This window comes from Kerstersia gyiorum (genome assembly GCF_048595715.1).
GTDB lineage: Bacteria > Pseudomonadota > Gammaproteobacteria > Burkholderiales > Burkholderiaceae_B > Kerstersia > Kerstersia gyiorum.
The window spans coordinates 1,077,648-1,099,392 of sequence record NZ_CP169556.1 but is presented as its reverse complement, the minus strand read 5'-3'; the positions used below and the strand labels follow the sequence as shown (position 1 = coordinate 1,099,392).

Annotated in this window: 19 protein-coding genes, 1 tRNA gene and 1 pseudogene; 13 read left to right on the top strand and 8 right to left on the bottom strand. The window is 60.1% G+C overall.

Annotation, left to right across the window (positions count from 1 at the left end):
- Positions 1-4: 4 nt before the first annotated feature.
- The 3 genes from recN to dapB all read left to right on the top strand — a co-directional run bounded on the left by recN (position 5) and on the right by dapB (position 3,173).
- On the top strand, positions 5-1,666 hold the full coding sequence (gene recN, locus ACEW7X_RS04830; protein ID WP_420177694.1) for a DNA repair protein RecN: 1,662 nt from the start codon (positions 5-7) through the stop codon (positions 1,664-1,666).
- 78 nt (positions 1,667-1,744) lie between these two features.
- Positions 1,745-2,326, top strand: coding sequence for an outer membrane protein assembly factor BamE (locus tag ACEW7X_RS04825; protein WP_068374187.1), 582 nt, complete (start codon positions 1,745-1,747; stop codon positions 2,324-2,326).
- Positions 2,327-2,381: 55 nt separating this feature from the next.
- Positions 2,382-3,173, top strand: coding sequence for a 4-hydroxy-tetrahydrodipicolinate reductase (gene dapB / locus ACEW7X_RS04820; protein ID WP_127773425.1), 792 nt, complete (start codon positions 2,382-2,384; stop codon positions 3,171-3,173).
- A gap of 312 nt (positions 3,174-3,485) precedes the next feature.
- Here the strand turns inward: dapB and murB are convergent, their stop codons facing one another.
- Positions 3,486-4,574 (bottom strand): UDP-N-acetylmuramate dehydrogenase, encoded by a 1,089-nt coding sequence (gene murB, locus ACEW7X_RS04815; RefSeq protein WP_068374044.1) that lies wholly within the window; start codon positions 4,572-4,574, stop codon positions 3,486-3,488.
- A 117-nt stretch (positions 4,575-4,691) separates the two neighbouring features.
- Between murB and ACEW7X_RS04810 the strand changes: the two genes are divergently transcribed.
- Positions 4,692-4,767: transfer RNA gene (locus tag ACEW7X_RS04810), tRNA-Gly, on the top strand.
- A gap of 156 nt (positions 4,768-4,923) precedes the next feature.
- Here ACEW7X_RS04810 and ACEW7X_RS04805 read toward each other — a convergent pair.
- Positions 4,924-5,547, bottom strand: coding sequence for an STY4528 family pathogenicity island replication protein (locus tag ACEW7X_RS04805; protein WP_420177693.1), 624 nt, complete (start codon positions 5,545-5,547; stop codon positions 4,924-4,926).
- 222 nt (positions 5,548-5,769) lie between these two features.
- Between ACEW7X_RS04805 and ACEW7X_RS04800 the strand changes: the two genes are divergently transcribed.
- From ACEW7X_RS04800 to ACEW7X_RS04785, 4 genes and pseudogenes are all read left to right on the top strand, one after another.
- Positions 5,770-6,087: a type II toxin-antitoxin system PrlF family antitoxin gene (locus ACEW7X_RS04800; protein WP_068374053.1), complete on the top strand. Its 318-nt coding sequence runs from the start codon at positions 5,770-5,772 to the stop codon at positions 6,085-6,087.
- Complete coding sequence (locus tag ACEW7X_RS04795) at positions 6,087-6,545, top strand: type II toxin-antitoxin system YhaV family toxin (protein ID WP_127773416.1); 459 nt, start codon at positions 6,087-6,089, stop codon at positions 6,543-6,545. Before ACEW7X_RS04800 ends, ACEW7X_RS04795 begins: the two co-directional genes overlap by 1 nt.
- Before the next feature lie 151 nt (positions 6,546-6,696).
- Positions 6,697-7,017, top strand: a pseudogene (locus ACEW7X_RS04790) (IS66 family transposase); the annotation flags it as partial.
- A 218-nt stretch (positions 7,018-7,235) separates the two neighbouring features.
- Positions 7,236-10,823: an AAA domain-containing protein gene (locus tag ACEW7X_RS04785; RefSeq protein ID WP_127773415.1), complete on the top strand. Its 3,588-nt coding sequence runs from the start codon at positions 7,236-7,238 to the stop codon at positions 10,821-10,823.
- Positions 10,824-10,861: 38 nt separating this feature from the next.
- Here ACEW7X_RS04785 and ACEW7X_RS04780 read toward each other — a convergent pair whose 3' ends face one another.
- Positions 10,862-11,227, bottom strand: a complete 366-nt coding sequence (locus tag ACEW7X_RS04780) for a type II toxin-antitoxin system RelE/ParE family toxin (protein WP_127773414.1) — start codon at positions 11,225-11,227, stop codon at positions 10,862-10,864.
- Positions 11,227-11,517: a type II toxin-antitoxin system ParD family antitoxin gene (locus tag ACEW7X_RS04775; RefSeq protein WP_127773413.1), complete on the bottom strand. Its 291-nt coding sequence runs from the start codon at positions 11,515-11,517 to the stop codon at positions 11,227-11,229. The genes ACEW7X_RS04780 and ACEW7X_RS04775 overlap by 1 nt, the downstream gene beginning before the upstream one ends.
- Before the next feature lie 623 nt (positions 11,518-12,140).
- Between ACEW7X_RS04775 and ACEW7X_RS04770 the strand changes: the two genes are divergently transcribed.
- The 3 genes from ACEW7X_RS04770 (at position 12,141) to ACEW7X_RS04760 (ending at position 14,569) form a co-directional block, all read left to right on the top strand.
- Positions 12,141-12,317, top strand: a complete 177-nt coding sequence (locus ACEW7X_RS04770; RefSeq protein ID WP_420177692.1) for a hypothetical protein — start codon at positions 12,141-12,143, stop codon at positions 12,315-12,317.
- On the top strand, positions 12,314-13,525 hold the full coding sequence (locus tag ACEW7X_RS04765) for an MFS transporter (RefSeq protein ID WP_420177691.1): 1,212 nt from the start codon (positions 12,314-12,316) through the stop codon (positions 13,523-13,525). Before ACEW7X_RS04770 ends, ACEW7X_RS04765 begins: the two co-directional genes overlap by 4 nt.
- Before the next feature lie 252 nt (positions 13,526-13,777).
- Positions 13,778-14,569 carry an alpha/beta hydrolase gene (locus ACEW7X_RS04760; RefSeq protein ID WP_420177690.1) on the top strand — a complete coding sequence of 264 codons (792 nt, stop codon included), beginning with the start codon at positions 13,778-13,780 and terminating at the stop codon, positions 14,567-14,569.
- A 341-nt stretch (positions 14,570-14,910) separates the two neighbouring features.
- On the opposite strand, the gene ACEW7X_RS04755 is transcribed toward ACEW7X_RS04760, so the two are convergent.
- A complete protein-coding gene (locus ACEW7X_RS04755) occupies positions 14,911-15,675 on the bottom strand; it encodes an SDR family oxidoreductase (protein ID WP_068374083.1) in 765 nt (254 codons plus the stop codon).
- Between the two features lie 309 nt (positions 15,676-15,984).
- Between ACEW7X_RS04755 and ACEW7X_RS04750 the strand changes: the two genes are divergently transcribed.
- A complete protein-coding gene (locus tag ACEW7X_RS04750) occupies positions 15,985-17,064 on the top strand; it encodes an RNA methyltransferase (RefSeq protein WP_420177689.1) in 1,080 nt (359 codons plus the stop codon).
- Here the strand turns inward: ACEW7X_RS04750 and ACEW7X_RS04745 are convergent.
- Together ACEW7X_RS04745 and ACEW7X_RS04740 are read right to left on the bottom strand one after the other, a co-directional pair.
- On the bottom strand, positions 17,058-18,134 hold the full coding sequence (locus ACEW7X_RS04745) for an ankyrin repeat domain-containing protein (RefSeq protein ID WP_420177688.1): 1,077 nt from the start codon (positions 18,132-18,134) through the stop codon (positions 17,058-17,060). The two genes, ACEW7X_RS04750 and ACEW7X_RS04745, sit on opposite strands and share 7 nt — an antisense overlap.
- A gap of 165 nt (positions 18,135-18,299) precedes the next feature.
- Positions 18,300-18,980 carry a hypothetical protein gene (locus ACEW7X_RS04740; protein ID WP_420177687.1) on the bottom strand — a complete coding sequence of 227 codons (681 nt, stop codon included), beginning with the start codon at positions 18,978-18,980 and terminating at the stop codon, positions 18,300-18,302.
- A gap of 439 nt (positions 18,981-19,419) precedes the next feature.
- Here ACEW7X_RS04740 and ACEW7X_RS04735 point away from each other — a divergent pair, with 439 nt between their 5' ends.
- Positions 19,420-19,548 carry an entericidin A/B family lipoprotein gene (locus ACEW7X_RS04735; protein WP_083969731.1) on the top strand — a complete coding sequence of 43 codons (129 nt, stop codon included), beginning with the start codon at positions 19,420-19,422 and terminating at the stop codon, positions 19,546-19,548.
- A 277-nt stretch (positions 19,549-19,825) separates the two neighbouring features.
- Here ACEW7X_RS04735 and ACEW7X_RS04730 read toward each other — a convergent pair whose 3' ends face one another.
- Positions 19,826-21,697: a DUF3857 domain-containing transglutaminase family protein gene (locus ACEW7X_RS04730; protein WP_420177686.1), complete on the bottom strand. Its 1,872-nt coding sequence runs from the start codon at positions 21,695-21,697 to the stop codon at positions 19,826-19,828.
- Positions 21,698-21,745 lie beyond the last annotated feature (48 nt).

The following is a 21,745-nucleotide window of genomic DNA, read 5'->3' as shown; positions in this document are numbered from 1 at the left end:
CATCATGCTGCTTTCGCTGCACATCCGCGATTTCGTCATCGTCGACGAAGCTGAAATCAGCTTCGGCCAGGGCTTTACCGTGTTTTCCGGGGAAACCGGCGCGGGCAAGTCCATCCTGATCGACGCCCTGGCCCTCTGCCTGGGCGCACGCGGCGACGCCAGCGTGCTGCGCGAAGGCGCCAGCCGTGCCGACATCCATGCCAGCTTCGCACCGACGGCGGAACTGAATGCCTGGCTGCAGGCGCACGACCTGGACGCAGGCGAAGAACTGGTCCTGCGCCGCGTCATCGACGCCCAGGGCCGCAGCCGCGCCTATATCAACGGTGCTCCCTCGCCACTGGCGCAGTTGCGCGAACTGGGCGAACAACTGGTCGACATCCATGGCCAGCATGCGCACCAGAGCCTCATGCGCAACGATGCGCAGCGCGACCTGCTCGATACCCACGGCGAACTCATGCCGCTGGCACGCCAGACCGAACAGGCCTGGAAACAGTGGCACGCGCTGACCCGCCAGATCGAACGGCTGGAGCGCGATGCCGTTGCCCGCCAGGAACGTGCCGAGCAAATCCAATGGCAGCTGGACATGCTTCATGGCGTCAACCTGCAGCCCGGCGAATGGCCACGCCTGCAGGCAGAACACGACAGGCTGGCGCATGCGCAGGCCCTGCAGGACGGCAGCGCCCAAGCGCTGGGCCTGCTGGACGACGACCAGGGCGCGCTGCACCTGTTGTCCGGCGCCATCGGCAAGCTGAATCACCTGCTGCGCTACGATGCCGGCCTCACCGCCATCCGCGACACGCTGGAATCGGCGCGCATCGCTGCCAGCGATGCCAGTTCCGAACTGCGCGACTACCTGGAACGCGTGGACCTGGACCCGGAAAACCTGGCGCGCGCGGAATCGCGCCTGAGCGCCGTCTTCGAACTGGCGCGCAAGCTCAAGACAGACCCCGAAACATTGCCAGAACTGCAGGAACGGCTGGAGCAGGAAGCCGAATCCCTGCGCGTTTCCGGCGATGCGGAACACCTGCAACAGGAAGAAGCCGCCGCCCGCCAGGCCTATGAGGCCCTGTCCGCCCGGCTCTCCGAAGGCCGCAGCCAGGCCGCGCTCGACCTTTCCAGACGTGTCACTGCCGCCATGCAGACCCTGGCCATGGATGGCGGCCGCTTCGACATCCAGCTGGAAAACACCAGCCCCGGCGCCCACGGCAACGAAAACATCGTCTTTCTGGTGGCCGGCCATGCCGGCGTTGCCGCCAGGCCGCTGGCCAAAGTGGCATCCGGCGGCGAACTGGCGCGCATTTCCCTGGCGCTATCGGTAATCGCCAGCCGCGCCGCACGCGTGCCCACGCTGATCTTCGATGAAGTGGACACCGGCATCGGCGGCGCCGTCGCCGAAGTGGTCGGCCGGTTGCTGCAGGAATTGGGCGCTCGCCACCAGGTTCTGTGCGTAACCCACCTGCCTCAGGTCGCTGCCTGCGGCGAACGCCACTTCCAGGTTAGCAAAAGCTCGGACGGCGAACTCACACGCTCGGAAATTGTCCCACTCGACAATCCAGGACGGATCGAGGAAATCGCCCGTATGCTGGGCGGCATTACCCTGACCGAAACCACGCGCCAGCACGCGAAAGAAATGCTCTCCCGCTCCGGCACCCTGGACCCGGCCTGACCGGCGGCACCATCCCCGGCTACACTTATGAAAGATTTCATCACGCAACCGACACGAGCCCATTCCATGGATCGCAGCATGCCTCAAGCTTATGCATCGTTTTCTCGCGCCCGACTCAGCGCCCTTCTCATCGCGCTGGCCATAGGCGCCACAGGCTGCACTTCGGGCAAATGGGGCTTCCCCTACCGCGCCAGCGTCCAACAAGGCAACTGGATCACCGCCAGCCAGGTCGCCCTGCTGCAACCCGGCATGAGCCGCGACCAGGTGCAGTTCGCCCTGGGCAGCCCGATGCTCACCAGCATCCTGCACTCCAACCGCTGGGATTACACCTACTACTACCAGCCCGGCCGCGGCAAACCGCAACATCGCCTGTTCACTGTCTGGTTCGACAATGACAGGCTGGTGCGCTGGGAAGGCGATGCCGTTCCGGAAGTGCAGCCATTCCAGAAAGGCGCCCAGGATGGCCAGATCGACCTGATCGAAGTCGACAAGATCGCGGAAACCGCGCCTGCTGCTCCCGCCACCCCGGCAAGCGGGCAACAGGAAGGTATCACCGACAACCTGAATATCGACGGCGACCCGGTGCCACTGCATATCGAATTGCAGCCCACCCCCATCACCGAGCCAGGCGCCGCCAGCCCGGCCCCCATGCCGCTGTAAGGTTCGCGCGAGGCTGCCAGAAGGCAGCCACGCCCCCATTTCAAGGAATATACACATGCGCATCGCCATTGCAGGCGCCAGCGGCCGCATGGGCCGCATGCTGATCGACGCCGTTCTCGCCGCCAAGGACCTGACCCTGGCCGTTGCCCTGGACCGCCCAGGTTCCGCCGCCATCGGCCAGGATGCCGGCGCCCCGTCGGGTATCAGTACGGGCGTCCTGATCAGCGACAACATCGAAGAGCTGGCCCAGGCCGACTGCCTAATCGACTTCACTCGCCCTGAGGGCACCCTGGCCCACCTGGATGCCTGCGTGCGCCACGGCACCAAAATCGTAATCGGCACCACCGGCTTCGATGCTGCCGGCCACGCTGCCATCCATGCCGCCAGCGAAAAAATTGCCGTCGTCTTCGCGCCCAACATGAGCGTGGGCGTCAACGCCACGCTGCGCCTGCTGGAAATGGCCGCCAAGCTGCTTAACGAAGGCTACGACACCGAAATCTTCGAAGCCCACCACCGCCACAAGGTGGATGCCCCCTCGGGCACTGCCATCGGCATGGGCCGCGTCATTGCCGAAGCCCGCGGCCAGAAACTGGAGGATGTCGCGGTCTGGACCCGCTATGGCGAAACCGGCCCGCGCCAGGACGGCACCATCGGCTTTTCCGTCGTGCGCGGCGGCGACATCGTCGGCGACCACACCGTCTACTTCTGCGGCACCGGCGAGCGCATCGAAATCAGCCACCGCTCCAGCAGCCGCGCAGGCTACGCCGAAGGCAGCGTACGCGCGGCGCGCTTCCTGGGCCAGCACGAACACGGCCTATTCAACATGCAGGATGTGCTGGCGATTTGAAAACCGGCGGCAAGCCTGCCGTCACCACCGACACGCCATCCATCGAGACAACCACCCCGCCGCAACAGGCAGGGGTGGTTTTTTTATGTCTGCTTCGGTCCGCCCGGAAACAGGCGACCTGCGGCGCCTGAGGCAAGCAGACGCCGGATCAGGGGCAAGCAAGCGGCGGCAGGCAGACTGTAGACAGTCCACAATCAGACGGACTGGACTGGACTGGACTGGACTGGACTGGACTGGACTGGACTGGACTGGACTGGACTGGACTGGACTGGACTGGACTGGACTGGCAGCAGGATAACTCGACCCTGATCGTCAATCACGCCCAGGCGCCAGAATGGGCTCACGCTCCAGCGCCACACCAAAATGCATCTGGACGTCCGCACGCACCACCGCCTCCAGCCGCAAGACATCTGCCGCACGCGCACCGCCACGATTCACCATCACCAATGCTTGCCTCTCATGCATGGCAACCGGACCCAACGCCCGTCCCTTCCAGCCACAACGGTCAATCAACCAGCCGGCTGCCAGCTTGCTGCGACCGTCCGCCACCCGATAACGCGGCATATCCGGGAAACGCTGCTGCAGGGCATCCGCCTGTTCATCGCTGACGACAGGATTCTTGAAGAAACTCCCGGCATTTCCCAGCACAGCCGGATCCGGCAACTTGGCACGGCGTACGGCGCACACCGCATCAAACACATCCTGCGGGCGAATCCCGGCTGCGGGCTTATCCTTCAACCCGACATAGCGCTGCAAATCCGGATACTCCATACGCGGCGCCCAGACCTTGGGCAAAGCCAGCACCACCGACATAATCAACCAGCGCCCTTGCCCAGCCTGCTTGAACCGGCTATCACGGTAAGCAAAGCCGCACTCGCTGGCAGGCAGCACCACCCGTTCAGCAGCCACGATATCCCAGGCATGCACCTGCACCAGCCGCTCGGCCACTTCCAGCCCATAGGCGCCGATATTCTGCACTGGCGCCGCGCCCACCGTACCGGGAATCAAAGCCAGATTCTCCAGGCCGCCCAGCCCTTGGGCCACACACCACTGCACCAGACCATGCCAACTCTCGCCGGCGGCAGCTTCAACCAGTATCGCCGTATCCGTCTCGCCCACATGGCGCACACCGGGCAACCGCACCGCCACCACCAGCCCATCCACCTCGTCCGGCAACACCAGATTACTGCCGCCCCCCAACACCAGCGTCGACGCGTACTCACGCACCAAGCGGCTCAAAGCGGGCAACTGAGCGGCATCAGTCACCGACACAAACGCAGCGGCCCGGGCCGGCAGGCCCAGGGTATTCAACGCGCGCAAATCCTGCGCAGCGGCGACAAGCACAGGCATATCCGAAGCAGCTGGGTCCATGGAGAAAAGGGGGGCTGGAGCATTTGACATAGTGCCGTAATCTTATGCTATAGTTGCGTTCTTCGCTTGTTGCTCAGGCATTACCTGGGCAAGCCTTCGGGGAAATCTTTCGAAAGAAGATTCCAGCAACGATAGCAAACAAGCCATGCGGGAGTAGCTCAGTTGGTAGAGCGCAACCTTGCCAAGGTTGAGGTCGCGAGTTCGAGACTCGTCTCCCGCTCCAGATTCTAAAAAGCCCAGACTGCGGTCTGGGCTTTTTTTCGTCTGCGTAATTCTCGGTTCATCGAAAGTCGATTGATTCGAAAGCGTTTTCGGTCTACGAATCGTCCAGCGGAGCCTATCGGTCTCCACTGTCAACCACCCAACAGTCGTACACGTTTTAGTACACGCAAATACGGGGGGCGTGCGACGTTTGCAAACCGAGCTGCTGGGCACGCATGCGCAACGCGATAGGCATCTGCCTCAACAAGCTTGAGTCGGAGACAACTTCCGTGAGAACACTCAGGGCAATCTGGCGCACAGCGGCGCTGGCATGGGCAAAGGATTGCTCCAGCAAATCTGCCCACGTCAGGCCCAGTTCGCTGGCGGTTCGGATGGGCAACGGTCCCAAGTGAACGGCGTAGTGATTAGTGGAAAGATGGCCGGTCAGCGGGTTGCGAACATGGGCATCAATGTGAATCCAGCGAGTCAGGCGCAACACCGTCAAGGTACGTGCCACCGTCTCACGGGAAGCCTGTGGGTTATCGGGCACGCAGGCCAAGAACTGGCGCAGTTGCATATAGCTGATTCCCGTGACATTTCCGTCCGCATTCGCACTGGCGTGAAGCACCATCCAGGCGTTACGCTCCAGGGGCATCAGCCGTTTGTCGAGCAACAAAGCAGTGGGAACGGCAGGCAACAAAGGAATATCGTCAGGGGTGTTGCTCCTGGCAGCAACTTGGGTACGGGAAATCATCATGGCGTTGCCTTTCAGAGATTGCAGCCCATGGCCGGACAAATTCATGACAACCGATCCAGCACTGCGCAGCAACAAACCATCCAAACTTCGACGCAACCGTATTCATGGGTACACCGTTTCAGGTAACAACTCGATTGGTGCGAAAGGTGTGTTGTTTTCCCAATGCGATGGCTCGTATTTTTGACATTTGGAAGGTAGATGGAACCCCATATCGACAAAGTAAGGATATTTCCTTACAATACAGACATCCTTACCAGGAGTGCCACCATGCCTGCCATTCTCGAAGTTGCCACATTGACCTCCAAAGGTCAGATCACACTGCCCAAGTCCATCCGGCAAGCCTTGGGGGCCGATACTGGGAGCAAACTCTCGTTCGAGCTTCGAGGTACTGAGGTGGTGGTCACTCGTGCCGATGCCGAACATGAAGATCCGGCCATCGGTGCGTTCTTGACTCTGTTAGCACGAGATATAGAAGCGGGTCGCAACGTTCGTGGCCTGCCCGACGATCTGGCTCGCACGATGCTGGAACACGCAGGCCACAAGGTGAAGTTGAACGAAGACTTCGACGAGGACGTGGAAATCTGATGCGGCAGCATGGCTGGACACTGCTGTTCCACGACAACCTGATCGAACAGATGGTGAAGTTGCGCGCAGCGGTACTGCGCGCACAGGAGAAGGACCCGGAGAACTTCGAGTCCAACGCCAACGTCAAGTTCTTCCGGGCCTTGGTCCAGTTGCTCTTGGATGTGGTGCCAAGCGACCCGGCACGCGACGAATACCGCCAAGGCAATACCATGGGGCCAGCCTACCGCCATTGGCGGCGGGCCAAGCTCGGCAAGCGGTACCGGCTGTTCTTCCGGTATGACTCCAAGGCGCGGATCATCGTGTACGCCTGGATCAATGATGAACAAACCCTACGGTCGTCAGGCAGCAAGTCCGACCCGTACGCCGTATTCGAGAAGATGCTTGGACGGGGAAATCCGCCGGATGGATGGGATGACTTGGTTAAAGCAAGCAAGATCGAGTGGGGCAAACTGGGGTAGGCCTTTGAAGATAGCGTTACGGGCCAAAATCCGTTTATTGATCATAGATCGCGGCTTTTACGCAATCATAGGAAACATACGGAAGGTAAGAGCAGGCCCTGTATGACCAGCGTCCCACCAACGCTTTGATTCATCATTCCAACAGCGCATCAGCCGGGCCCTGGACTACAACCTGAAACGCTGGGTGGCGCTGACGCGCTACCTGGAGGATGGGCGCTTGCCGATAGACAACAACTGGATCGAGAACCAGATCCGGCCGGAGGCGCTGGGGCGCAAGAACTGGTTGTTCGCGGGTTCGCTGCGGGCAGGACGGCGGGCGGCTGCGGTGATGAGCCTGATCCAGTCGACCAGGCTCAACGGGCATGATCCGTATGCCTATCTGAAGGACGTGCTTACTCGGTTGCCGACGCTGCCCAATAGCCGCATTGAAGAACTACTGCCGCATCGCTGGCATCCGGAGAGAACTGACTGAAAGACAACGGCCGCTAATGCGGCCGTTCGTCAAGGTGGGTTCGCCGGACGGTTACGAACGTATAACCATCAACACCTGCTGACGCGAGCATTGCGGCAGACTGTCAAGGGTTGACTCGCCGGCATGACTCATGCAGTTTTGTTTTATTAGCAATCGTTTATACTGAACCTTACTCCCATTCCCTCTGCCTAACGGCATGTTCCTGTTTGTGGCTTGTTATGACTCTTGGTGACGACTCACGTATCTTGCAAAGTTGGCGCGCTTTCATCGAGGCCAGCGAAATAGAGAAAAGCAGGATTTCCTCAAAGACCGTCAGCCAGGATCAGCAGCATCAGTCGCAGCCCGAGACTTGGGAAGAAGATGAGACCGGCATTACCATTACCCTGCCTCAACACAAGTTCGAGCTGCTCAAGCGCCGCTACGTGACGGTGTCGGAAGACGGAACACCCACAGCGGCCTCCTTGCAGCTCGGCTTTCCTGTTTTTACCATTCCATCGCTGCACTCCACTGCCTTCCTGCCACTGTTCCGCTTCAGCCTGCCACCGGATTGGCTACTGCAGGATCAGCCCTACCTGCATGTCCCGCTCAAGCAAGGCAACCTGGTCAAGCCGATGTTCGGTGCCTTCCGCACCGTGCTGGACCTGGACCCTGAGGAGCTCGGCAAGGATCGCCATGCTCTCAGTATCATGACTGCCTGCATGGGCCGGGAAGAAGGTGATTGCGCCAGTGTCTACCAGGACTTCCTGGCATGGCTGAACGACAACCAGACGGCTCCCAGGCGCCAGCTGTTCCAGGAAACCGGCTTCGATATGCTGTTCAGCGAAGAGAAGCTAGAAAATGCTCAGGTCAAGCGGGTACTGGTCGAGTACGACACGCTGGCAGCCAGCGGCCTGGCCTCCTACCCGCTGCTCGCAAGCTATATCAAGAAGCAGGCCAAGCCTGGCGATACCCCACCCTGGGGCACACTGCCCTACGGCCTGTTCGAACGCGAACACGCGCTGGGACGCGGCCAACTACATACGCTGTCGCGCATCGCGGCCGGCGATGAACTGGTAGCTGCCCAAGGCGCGCCCGGCACCGGCAAGACTACGCTGTTCATTTCCCTGATCGCCGGCCAGATCGTCAGGCGCGCACTGAGCATCATTGCCGGGAAGAATGCCAATCTCGGCGTCATTGTCACGTCTACGGCGATCAAGGCAGTCAGCAATATCGTCGATGATCTTCGCAAGGACAGCGCTTTCGCCGACCTCAACTGGCTGTATTTTGTCGGCGGCAGCAAAAAGCGCATCGAAGAGGAATGTCAGCGCCTAGACGCCCTGCTCGCCGAATTCTGCGTGACGGAGTACGACGCCCAGGTGCAACAGGCCAGCCGTGCCGCGCTGCTGGCCCTCCAGACCGAGATCGACCAGGGCCACGCCGCGTACCAGGCGCTCGCTGCCCCATTCGAACAGGCTCGCCAAGCCCTGGGCGAAGAAGCCCCCCACACCACCCAGGATCGTTTGGCGCGCGTGCGGCAAGCCTTGCTGGAACGTGCCGGGCAACTGGGCCTGACGCCGCCGTCGAGCGAAGGCGATGAATTGGCCGGCATGCTGGCGCATTGCGACGCAATATACCGCCAAGCCGAAGCCACCGTGCAAGCCGACCTTGCGGCCCGAACCGCACTGCGCGCCAGCCTGGCCCGACTCGGCCGTCCGCTCTTGCCTCCGGAACGCTATGCTGACTGGCTGGCGAGCGATCTGGCCCAGGCTCTGGCCCACCATTTCGGAAACTACCAATCTTCCCTGCTGGGCCGCATCAGCAGCCTGTTTGGCGCAGGCCGCCACGAACAGGCGCGTGCCCACCTGCGATCCCTTTACGCCAGGGAATTGTCCGAGTTCGGCCTGTACCAGGCGTCATTGGAAGAGATGGCAGCGTTGGCGCGCAACCATAAGGATTTTTTCCAGCACCATCATGGACAGCAACACCTGGCCGTGCTCCAACAAGCGCCGGACTCACTTGAAACCGCCCGCTCCCTCTCAGCCCTGGCGACCGAAGCCAGAGAAATACTGCACCAGGAAGCCTTGCTGAGAACTGTGCTTGAGGGTGAACGGCAATTGGCGCAACACTACCCCGAAGGCGACTGGCCCAATGTCCTGCGACTGCGCTACGTCAAGCAGCAACGCGCCATGCTGGAGTACGCCATCACCTTCCTGTGGCAGGAAAATCTGAGGTGCAAGGATGAGATCGCTGAGGTGCTGCGGGTTTGGTCAGACCAGATCCGAGGCCAGAAGAACAGCGGCTACTACCATTGGCACGACCGGCGCGAGGAGTTCTTCCGGTTGCTGTCGCTCGCCTATCCCGTCCTGACTTCCACGCTGGTATCGGCGCAACGATTGGCCGGTTTCCACAAGCTTGAGGACGCATCATCCCATAAGCCGTTCCATCTGGCGCTGATTGACGAAGCGGGGATGGTGTCGGTGGAATCCGTCGTTCCGCTGCTGGCTCGCAGCGAACGTGCCATCATGGTGGGCGACCCGATGCAATTGGAACCCATCAGGATCTTGTCGCAACCTATGACCGAATCCCTGCGGGAGCGCCATTTCCAGAACCGGGACACACTCTACGAAGCCATGTCCCCGATGCTGGCGACCGCCTACCATCGCGCTGCCGGCACCATGAGTGGTGCACCTGGCGAACTCGGTAGCAGCATCGTGCTCGATGAACATCGCCGTTGCCAGCCAGCCATCGCCGACCTGTTCATCGCCATCGCCGGCTACCGCGGTGTGCATGTGATGACCTCCCCACCCGCACCCGCTATTGCGCAAGCTTTCGAACGCATGGGCAGCCACCCGCTGATGTTCTATGGCGTGGAGGGCCGTGCCGGGACACAGGTCAATACCAACCTCGACGAGCAGGAAGCCATCGGCGCCGTCCTCGACAAGCTAGAAGAAGCAGGCTATGACCTGAAGCGACATGTCGGCATCATCACGCCCTATGCGAACCAAAAACGCGCGCTGATCAGGCTGCACGGCACGCGGCTGGCGCACACCGACGACAACAATCGCATCGGCACGGTCCATCAATTTCAGGGCACGGGGTTCGAAGTAATCATCTATTCCCCCGTCATTTTTCGTCCGCAGGACCGGGACGGTTTCCAGAACAACAAGCCCAATCTGCTCAACGTCGCCATCTCTCGCGCCAAGCAGCAATTCATCGTGGTCGGCAACCACCGCCGCCTGCTGGCAGCGGGCAAGTCCCTGGGCACGATGGCCCGCATTGTCGGCAACGGCTTCCTGCTGGACAGCGAAAACCAGAGCGCGTCTTTCGAAACGGCCCAGGCACGCCAGCCCAACCCGCGCTATGTGCTGGACTGCGACCACATCGCCACCTTCGAACGCCTGCTTCAGGAATGCACCACCAGTTTCCGTATCATCGTTCCCTGGCTCAGGCTGCGTTCTATGGAAGAACATCCCCAGCTGAACTTGCTCAAACGGGCGCAAACTCGAGGAATCGCGGTTTCCGTCCATTATGGCTACCATCACCAGCGCTATGACACCGGCAAAGAGGACGACGCCGAGCTGGTGCAGGCGTATCGCGACACGCTGGGCACAGCAAACGTCATCCGCATCCCGGAAGGCACACATGAAAAAATCCTGATCGTCGACGACACGACACTGGTCATCGGCAGCTGGAACTGGCTGTCACATTCTTACCATCGCTATTGCGCGCTACCCGCGCAACGCCGCCTGGCCATCCGACACGAAACCAGTGTGCAATTCGAAGACCCTGATTTTTGTGCGCAGTTGCAGCAGCGCATCAGTGCGTAGGAAATCTCATCAATCGAGCCACCATACACGGCCGCCAACTACACCCAAGACTTATCTCCCTCCAAATGCCGCGTCAACTCCATCGCATCGTGCAGTACGCGGCCGATGACGATCATGTCATTCTCTACCCGATAGATAAGAAAATGCCTAGGCCTGTGAACCATGCCGCCTGCCACACGAGCCCGATCGCGGCTTAAACGTAGATGCCAGGATCGCATCCCGCCCCCCAGTTCCGAGCGTTCACTGCTTCCTGCACGAGATGGTTGCGTCGCAATGTCGCGCAGCGCGGTGACGATTAGTGTCTCATAGCGCTTGCGCGCCAAGTCGCCAAATCGCTCATGCGTCCAGGCCAAAATATCGACAATGTCTTCCTGCGCGATGGCCGATAGTCGATACCGCATCATTATTTTCTACCGGCAACACGCTCGGCGGCCTTGCGGCCAAGTTGCCCGATGGTGTCTTCAAGCTGGTCATCCGAGATATCCGCATAACGACCGGCCTCAATATCCGCCCAGCCTCGATTAGCCGCTTCACGCAATGCCAGGATCTTCGCCGCTTCCATACGCTCACGCTGCTCGATCAAGCGCAGTCCTTCGCGCAGAACCTCACTGGCATTCTGGTAGCGTCCTGTTTCCACCATGGACTCGACAAAGTCGTATTGATGCTCGGTGAGCACCACGTTACGTGTAGGCATGATATTGGGCCTCCATTGTGATACCTGAATGTAGCATCATTGGCATATTATGCCAATTCAGGCCTTTCATGGTGCGGGAAGCTTAAGAAATATCTTTATCACCTTAACCACTCCCCAAAACTAGTACAAAATTCAGCCATCCATTAACCGAGGTGTACATAAAACATCTTTTAAGTCAATGGATTGCTCGGTAGTCGGTTAGCCCGTCTCCCGCTCCATATATAGTTCTGCAGAGTTCCACGGAAGTCTGCAAGTCATTGAAAACAGGGGCTTCGGCCCCTTTTTCGTTGCTGCAAGTTCCACTGCAGTCCAGCCACCATCAATCAATACTGCCCCACCCACAACGGTACGGGTGACGGCTGTCGCGGCTTGTTGCCGGGTCTATCCGACGCCACGCGCATGACGCTGCTGGTGCGCCGCATGATAGACAGCCCTTGCGCCAGAAAGGCCTGGCGGATACCTTGTATCCAGATTCCGCATCTTGGACGCAGGTGCTAACGCAATTGCACAAGGCGCAGGTGCCCAGTTGTTCCTGCAAACCGGCCCGATCGGCGCACAAAATATATCGTTCTGACGCCTACGGTCCGCAAGATTGCCGCAGGAATCCTGACCAAGAGTGGGAGATGAAGCACACCATTCTTGCCGGGCTGTCGCCGCAGGCATTGGAAGGCACTCGCCAAGCCAAGGGAAAGATTTCAATTCACTTTGATAAGACGGGCGAATATCCCAGCAACACAGGGAGCCAGGCTGAATGCCGGCCGCCCCATACACTCCTGCAAAACATAGTCACTGAAAAATGAAAATCAAAGGATCGCCATTCTCCTGGGTCAGTTTCGCCATGATCGTGGGCGTCATGGGGACGGCGCTCATCAGCCCCCTGTACGGTTTGTACAAAGACACCTGGCAGTTGCAGACCAGCGACATCTCGCTGATGTACGTTGTCTATATGGGCGGCGCGCTGCTCGGCCTGCTGTTCCTGGGGCGCCTGCCCGACCGCGTCGGCTTTCGGCCGATGATGCTTTGCGGCCTGGCACTGTCCTTGATTGGAACCGCCATTAGCCTGTTCGCCTGGGACATGACGAGCCTGAATGTCGGGCGCTTCATCGTGGGCGTGGCGTCGAGCATGCTCACTACCAGCGCGACACTGGGGCTGTCCAGGCTGTCACGGCATGCCAACCCTCAGCATGTCGCCATGATGACGGGGTTTCTGATGGCATTCGGCTTCGGCCTGGGGCCGCTGGTGGGCGGAATTATCGGTCAATGGGGTCCGGCACCTTTGGTCATCACGTATATCCCTACCCTGCTGCTTGGCGCCCTGGCACTGGCTGCGCTGTACCGCCTGAAATTGCCTGAGAGCGCTCGGGCTGCGCCGGGCCAGCGGCTGCGTGTGCAGGATATTCTGCCCTCGTTGACCTGGCCGGAAGCCAGCGCCTCCAAGGCCTTCGCTCTCACCTGTTGCCTGCCCCTGATGGCATTTGGCGTCTTTGGCCTTTACACCTCGATGGCGCCGCTGTTCCTGGATCTGCTGCTGCCATGGCATGGCCCGGTGGTGAGCGGTACCACTATCGCCCTGATTCTCTTTACCTCCGCCGCTGTGCAAGTCCTGACCGCACGCCTGCCTACCCACTTGACTGGCGCGCTCGGTCTGATCAGCCTGGCCTTGAGCAATGCGCTGCTGATGGTGAACCTCTGGATCAGTTCAGCAACCCTGTTTGCGCTGGGCGTTCTGCTCACTGCACTGGGCCATGGAATGACCATGATTGCCGGCATGAGCATGGTCAATCGCCTTGCCACAGCCAATAACCGCGCAGGATTGCTGGCCACCTACCTGGTGGTTGGCTATGTCGGCAGCATGGTTCCCATGATGGGCATAGGCTGGATTGCCGATCATTGGGGCATGAATGCCGCGATCTGCACTTTCTGTTCGATGGTCATCCTGAGCGGTAGTCCAGTTGCCGTGATGTTTCACCGACATCCGAAAATCAGGCCGGCTGCAGCGCAAGCCTAGTATGGTTCATACTGAATACCCAGGTTTTCGACGTCAATTTATAATGACTGATTATTGATATCATTCACAATAAATTCAAAAAACCTTATGTTGCGCCGACGCTTCCTACTCATGGCTGCATGTATGCCGGCTTGTCCCTTCGCCCAGTCACCCACAGCCCCCGCCCAATCCCAGCCCCCCAGACGCCGCTGGGACGAGCCGATTGGCCCGACGGTCGCGGATTTGCCGTCTGAGTATTACGAATTTGATCGTTTGCTGTTCGATTCCCGAGATGGCAAGCGCCATTACCGGGTGTATATCGGAGTGCCGCGCAAGCCGGCGCCGGCCCAAGGTTACCCGGTCATCTACATGCTCGATGGCAACGCCGCCATGCATACCCTGCAAGACCAGGATCTGGCCGCCTTGTTCACGGACAACCCTCCGGTACTGGTCGGTATCGGTTACGACGTGCCTTCCCGGCACGATGTGATGGCGCGGGCTTTCGACTACACGCCCCCCATCCTGAACCCGGACGGTACAGCACAGACAGGTACCGTGAACCGGGGCCGTCCCGGCGGAGGCGCTGACCTCTTCCTGGATATCATCCAGGAAGCCATCCGACCTGCTGTCGAAGCGCGTGTCTCTCTGGACCCGGCGCGGCAGACCCTCTGGGGGCACTCGTTCGGCGGCCTGTTCACCCTCTACACCCTGGTTACCAGGCCGCTCATGTTCCAGCGCTATGTCGCCGGCGACCCTTCAGTCGGCTGGGGCGATGACGCGCTGCTGAAACGCGCAAACAGGTTTCATGCAGACCAGGCGCCAAAGGCCATCGTCAGGGTGCTGGTAGGCCGAGGACGTCCCGCCGCCAATCCCGACGCTACCCCAGCCCCCTCATCCGGCCCGGTTTCCACGATTCCGCCTGGCCGGGAAAGCACGCATGCGCTGGTGAACAGGCTCGCGCATGAAGGCATGGACATTACCTTCCAGGCGTTCCCGGAGCAAAGTCACGGTGAACTCTTTGCCACCTCATTGCGTCCTGCGCTGGCATTGGCCGCAACACGCTAGCTACCCTGGGCGCATAGCGACGGCAGCCCCTAGCTGCAGCAAAGGGGCTTCAAGCGCAATCATCACTATCACGGAACGCCAATCGCGTTTGATGCTGCTGGACTCCAGCAGGTCATCTAAGGATGATAATCCGCGAAATCCAGCCCTAGCCCATCGTCGGATATCAAAATACTAGTGCATGCGCCCACCTGCTGAGCCAGGCTGTGCATGACCGCCAGTTTTTGATTCGGGATGAAATACCAACCTGTCGCGACAGCCCAACCCGCCAGTATGCTTTTGCCTTGCCGCGTCATCGGCGGCAAGGTGAAAGTCTCGCCCTGCCAGGGCTGCCGCAGAACCGTTTACTGCGCCGTATACCCGCCATCAATCACCAGTTCGCTACCTGTCACGAACTTCGATTCATCCGAGGCCAGATACAGAATGCCGTAGGCAATGTCGTTGGGTTCGCCCAGGTGGCCCACCGGATGCAGGCTGACGAGGCGTTTGTAGGCATCGCTCTGTTCATCCTGCGCCAGTTCCTGCACCAGCGGCGTCCAGATATAGGCCGGATGAACCGAGTTGACGCGGATGCCGTAGCGGGCCTGGGCGCAATGCAGGGCGGCTGATTTGGTAAAGATGCGCACGCCCCCTTTGCTGGCGTTGTAGGCGGCCAGGTTGGGGTCACCGATCAGGCCTTCGATGGAAGATAGGTTGATGATGGAGCCACCACCGCTTTTCTTCAGTGCTTCAATGCCGAAGCGCGTGCCCAGGAACACACCGTCCAGGTTGATGTCCTGAACCTTGCGCCATTCGGCCAGCGTGGTTTCTTCCACATTCTTGCCCAGCGCAATCCCGGCGTTGTTAACCACGACGTTTAGTTTGCCGAAGGCATCAAATGTGGCGGCAATGGCTTTTTCCCATTGATCTTCCTTGGAAGCATCATGCTGCACGAAGATGGCCTCGCCACCCTGCGCCTTGATCGCGCTGACGACGGCCTGGCCTTCTTCGACTTTCAGATCGGTTACCACGACCTTGGCCCCTTCCCGGGCCAGCAATTCTGCCGACGCCTTGCCGATACCCAGTGCAGCGCCCGTAACCAGAGCGACTTTTCCTGCTACACGACCCATTTCAATCTCCTTTGAAAAAGCATGAACGACAAGATGGCACTTAGGCCGGGATATGCATACAGGGTACTCTAATAAAAGGAAAACCGACGACTCGCCTCTCCAGGCCGTCAAGTACGCCCCGACAGCCGTGCTTCTGCCCACCAGCGGGAAAAACTCAACGCCACCAGCACAGGCATAGGCCGGCACCTGCCGCCATGATTGACATGGCACAGGCATCGTCACGCCATCGGTTCAACGCATGCAGCGATGGACGACCGATGCTCCTATCGGCCTGCGCAGCCATCTGCAGGCAAGGTAGAATCCGCTCCCATGCGTTTCTCTGATTTCATCCAGCGCCTGACCTCCCTCAATGCCCTGCCGGTTCACCGCGGCCGCATCCTGCGCGCCTGGCTGAGCGGGCAGGCGCTCGATAGTGGAACGCAGCGGCGGCCCGCCGAGCATTTTCTGCCGCTGAGGCTGCGCCAGGCCCTGCCCGCCCTGACGGCGGAGCTCGATGGGCTGGCCCACGTGCATTCGGAACATCCGGGCAATGATGGCTCACGCCTGCTGATACAGCTTGCCGACGGCCAAATGGTGGAAAGCGTGCTGCTGCCGCGCGGCGGGCTGTGTGTTTCCACGCAGGTGGGCTGCGCCGTGGGCTGCCGTTTCTGTATGACCGGCAAGAGCGGCTTGCTGCGTCAGGTGAGCAGCATGGAAATACTGGCCCAGGTGGTGCTTGCGCGACGTCTGCGCCCGGTCAAGAAGGTGGTGTTCATGGGCATGGGCGAACCCGCCCATAACCTGGATAACGTGCTAGAGGCAATCGAGCTGCTCGGCACCGAGGGTAATATCGGGCACAAGAACCTTGTGTTTTCCACCGTGGGCGACCCGCGTGTCTTCGATGCCTTGCCCAGGCAGCGCGTTAAACCGGCCCTGGCGCTTTCATTGCATACGACCAAGGCTGACTTGCGCGAGCATTTGCTGCCGCGCGCGCCCAAGATTGCGCCGGATGCCTTGATAGAAATGGGGGAACGATATGCACGTGCGACGGATTACCCCATCCAGTACCAATGGACACTGCTCAAAGGCGTCAATGACGGCGATGACGAGCTGGACGCCATTCTGCGTCTGCTCACAGGCAAGTTCTGTGTGCTGAATATCATTCCCTTCAATAGCCTGGAAGGCGATGACTACCAGCGCCCTGATCCGGAACGGATCCGCCACATCATGCAATACCTGCACGGCAATGGCGTGCTTACCAAGGTCAGGAACAGTGCCGGGCAGGATGTGGACGCCGGCTGCGGGCAGTTGCGTGCACGCGCCGTGGGTGAAGGGAAAGTGGTGGAAATGCGGCGCCGGCGTCCTGGGCAAGCGGCGGCACAGCCGGTGGCGCTTGCCATGCCTCACTGATAATCGCCATCCAGCACGCCATTCATGTACTTGGCAGGGTTCGCCATGAAGGCCTTGAAGGTGGCCAGGTCGGCGTATTCCTCGTGCTCGATGTCCCAGTAGCCAATGCGTCCTTTGGTCGGATTCCAGACAAGGACGACATCGGTGTAATCGCCGGATTCCTTGCTCAGCCGCAACACCTTCCTGCGGCCGGCTTTCATCGGAAAGATGTCTGTCAGCGCAAAGAACTCAAAGAAACCGAAGTCGCAATCCGGCAATTCGATACGCCGTTGTTCTCCCTGCAGGAATGCCAGCATTTCCGGCGGCAGCTTGTAGGGTTCAAGCTCACGCAACCTGTGCGCCACGCTATGCAGCTCGGCAGGTTCCAGTGACCGGAAATAGGCAGCCAAGGCTTCATCGCCTTCTTCCAGAGCCACCGTGTAGGGACGCTCGCCATCCCGGCTCGTTGCCAGGACGTCCGCGCCATGATCCACCAGCAGGCGGCACATGCCCTTGTCGCGGTTACGCGCAGCTACCAGCAACGGGGTCGCACTATCGGAGAAAACCTGGTCCTTTTCCTTGAAGTTGACGTCGACGCCATGCGACAGGAAAAAATCAACCACCCGTTTCTTGCGCTCGAAGACGGCTGAACGGAAAGCCTGACCACCATGTTCCGCTGCGGCATGACCAAGGGCATGGATTTCCGCCAGGTGTTCGGTTTTTCCACCGTACAGGGCCTGCATATAGGCATCGCCGCCCACTTTCCGTTCGGCATGCACATCGGCGCCCTGCTGTACGAGATAGCGCATCATGGCCGGATCGGTGTAGCGTGCAGCAATCGGAAAAGCCGGTTCATCGGCCTGGTTCAAGCTGGCGCCATGCTCAACCAGCCACTGCACCGACGCACTCGCATTGACGCACAAGGCCAGTACCAGCGGCCTTTCCTGGATGTGTTTGCTCAAGGACAGCGGGGCTTCTATATCCCAGCCTGAAGATAAAAAGGTATCCAGGGCGACAGCATCCCCTGCCAGCAATGCCTCGACAACGGGCGGCACCTGTTCAAAACTGCCCAGGTCTGCGATCTTGATCATAATAGGGTCATTTCCAATTTATGTGCCCTGCCGCCTTCACAGTACGGCAAGGTATGCAATGCCAGGCAGCCCCGGCGGGCGGCCCCCGCGCACCAGGGTGCCACAGCAATCACGCAAAGTGCAGACCCGGCCAACGGCCAGAACAGCCATGGCCCGCCGCACGCTTCAGACTGACGCCCGCAACGCGGCAAGCATGCGGTCATGTGCGGCCTTGAGGGCCTGGCGATCGCACAGCCCCTCGCCATGCGCCCAGCGATAGATGATGTCCTGCAAGGAGGAGGCAGACACTTCCTGCGGCAAGGGCGAAGCCAGTTTACGGGCCAGGCCACGCGTCGGGCTGCGATCCTCCCCTGACCGGCAGCCTTCGTCGAGCATGGCGGTCAGGGCGGCAACACGGCCTGTCTCACCACGTTGCTCTTCGATCAAGGCCAGCAGGGACAATCCAAACGACACCGGCATCCAAGCAATGTAGTCGCCGGTAAAGCGTTCTGCGGCCAGTGACGCAAGCTGCGCCCTGGCATTTTCAATATCGCCGGCAATATAGGCATCGTAGGCATCATCCACCCGTTCCTCCATGCTCTGGGTCGGCGCGGGCAGCGCTGGCGCCTGTGCCAGGTGGGCGGGCGTCACGCTGGCGGCATCCTCGTGCCATACCGCATGGACGGCAAGATTGCCGGCCCCCTTGATTTCCGTCCCGTCGATGAAGGACACCACGGCGTATTCCCCTTCCTCGTCTTCCCAGCTGACCTGGTCTATTTCCGGCGAAAGTCCGGTGGCATATAGCACCCGATACCCCTCGCCCACGTCCCTCAGCGTGGTATTTTCAATCGGCGCCTCAGCTTGCATTTGATCCATTGCTCCCATGATTTTCGTGCGGCATTTTCCAACGGGCCGCCGCCAGGGCTTCCGGATATCCGGCCTGAAGCCCTGGATTGTCCACGCGGCGGCGCAACAAATTCAGGCTGAACATGATACGGGATCAACCAGCGCCCCTCGTGTCCAGTCGTATCGACCCGTATCCGCAGGCGAATACCGGCAAACCTCGGCGAGGCCGCCATGCAATCATCCGCCAGAACGCGCCAAACATGACAAGGCGCAAAACGCAAAACGCGGGACATTCGTAACCGTGTCTTCCAAGCAGCGGCAGGAATGCCAACTTTTGCTATTCTGGAGATCAACACCTGCTACGCGGCGAACGTTGCGCCGCATGCTCATGAACCAGGCACTGCCCGCCTGGGCCGCCATCAGTTCTTCCATCCTTATCCTGATTTTTCACGGAGGTTGTATGAACAAAAAAGCCCTTATCCTCGCAATCGCAATGCTTGCCACCACCCTCGCCGGCTGCAATACGGTGGATGGCATAGGCAAGGACATTGAACGTGGCGGTGAAAAAATCCAGGAACAAGCCCAATAGTGTCGCCCGTTGTTCCCAGGTTTTTTCAGACGTTTTTCCAACCACTCCGTTTCTCTTGATCCAGACCGAATTGCCTCGGGTAGCCTTGCACGGCGCCCGAGGCAATCTTTCTCCGCCATGCCAGGGCCAATCCCCCTGTCGTCATCAGATGTTCAGCCAAGAACGCCTGGGGGTGCCCGCCACCTGGCCACGGCTTCAAGCCATGGCCTGCATCATCAAGAGACAGCCAGCCCGCAAGGGTTCCCCTGGCCCCATTCAGGCTGACGGCAACTGACCATCAAGACTGGGGCAACTGAACCGCCAGGTGCAATTTTTCAATGCAGCGGCGGCTTTCCTCGATCAGCTTGCCGAACTCGGCGCTGTTGATTTCGTCGTGGCTCAACCAGCTGATTTTCTGCGCTTCGCGGTAGCGGTAGTGGTAGCCCTCAGGCGTCGGCTCGGCCTGCAGGTCGATGTCGAACCAAGTGCTGCGCACCTTGCACTGCTGGGCAGCTTCGTCGATCTTGCCGCCTGACAGCGTGACGTCATAAGTGACGATCTGTGGTTCGCCCTGGTAGAGATCGGCCAACTGCCCTTCGCTGCGGTATTTGATGAAAGCTTCCCATTGGCCAGCCAGGTCTTCGCGATCATAGAAATACTGCGCGCCACGACGCTCCAGGGCACGGCCGTCGGTCAGTTGGGCCTTGATGACATAGCCGGGCTGCACCACAAAAGTGCTGTCGTCACGCTCCAGCGTGCAGTCCCTGACTTCCTTGGCAAATTTCCGGCATAGTTCCTGGTCCGTGCTGGTACGGCCGGAAAAGCGGTCCGTCACGCTGACATCCATCAGCAGTGCATTGGACAAGGCTGCCTGCGCTTCGACCCGGGCTTCACCACCAGGCAGGTAATGCTCGCTGCGTGTCACCAGCAGAATGTCGCTGGGCAATTCCATGGGGATAGTTTCGCGTCGCACCTGTCCGTCCGTCCCGAGTACCAATGCCCAACGCTGCTGGATATCAGGCATGGTACGCCCCGGTGCGAACACCGGGTTGGTCGGGTCCAGCCACCAGACCTCGCCATCCACCTCGGCGCGCACGATGGCGTGGTTGGGCGCGTACATGCCGGGAATCAGAAGGTCACGGGCCATGTCGCCACGACTGACGAGCGTCGGTTCGGCCTTGATGCCAGCAGCCTTGAGCATGGCGCTCAGCAGCACCGCCAGATCTTTGCAATCGCCATATCCGTTGCGTTCGATTTCCGCCAGCGTAAAGGGCACGTAGCCGCGCCCGCTGGCACGCCAATCGCCCAGATAGCGATAGGTGTCGTTGATGTACTGCATCAAGCCGGCCACTTGCTGCGCCACCGGCTTGCCCTGCACCGCAGCAACCGCCGCAGCCGCGCCCTTGGGCAATTCAGCAGAGAGAATTTCGTTGTAACGCACCGCGAACGGACCGATATTTTCCTGCACATCCAGTGAACTTCCGAGTTCCAGGCGAGGTGCATGGCGCAGGTAGGCGTTACCGGCTTCGTTGATGTAATTCAGGTACAGCGGTGGCTGCTTCAGGCTAAGCCTGATGGTTTTCTTGTCGGCACTCTGTTCAATGTCATAGGCATCCATCATCTCGCCACGCATGACCATCGGCCGCTCCGACGTGAACTTGGCTTCGAAACGATCATCGCGCACCGGCATGGGCTGGCGGTTGAAGACATAGTGAAACTGCGTGCTCAACGGCTGGGCAGAAAAGTGCTCGCGCAGGGTGTAGCTGATACGGGTACCGACACGCAGGTTGGGGAACGCCAGGGATGTCTGGTGTTCGCGCAGAAAACCCTGGTCGGGATTGGGCGCCGTCCGCGTATCTATCTGCGAGGCGTCCAGCGGAACCGGTGGTTCTCCCGGCTGGGTCACTTCAGCTTTTTCCACCGTCAGGCTGTCATTCTCGGCATAGCTGCGGTCAATCCGCGACAGCATGTCGCGGCCACTGGGCTTGAGGATGGTGAAACTGTAGGTGCTCAGGCAATCCGTGCTGTTGTCGGCGTTGAACTGGCAGTCGAACTCAATTTCACCGGCCAGGGGCGCTTCGGAGACCGGTTGCAATGCCGCGTAGACTGGCGTAGCTGCGCAAAAGACGCTGACCGCAAGAAGGGAACGGGAAAAAGGGAGACGGGACATCAGTACCTTGGTATGAAACGTTTGAGCCAGGCAAATTTTGCCACGAAC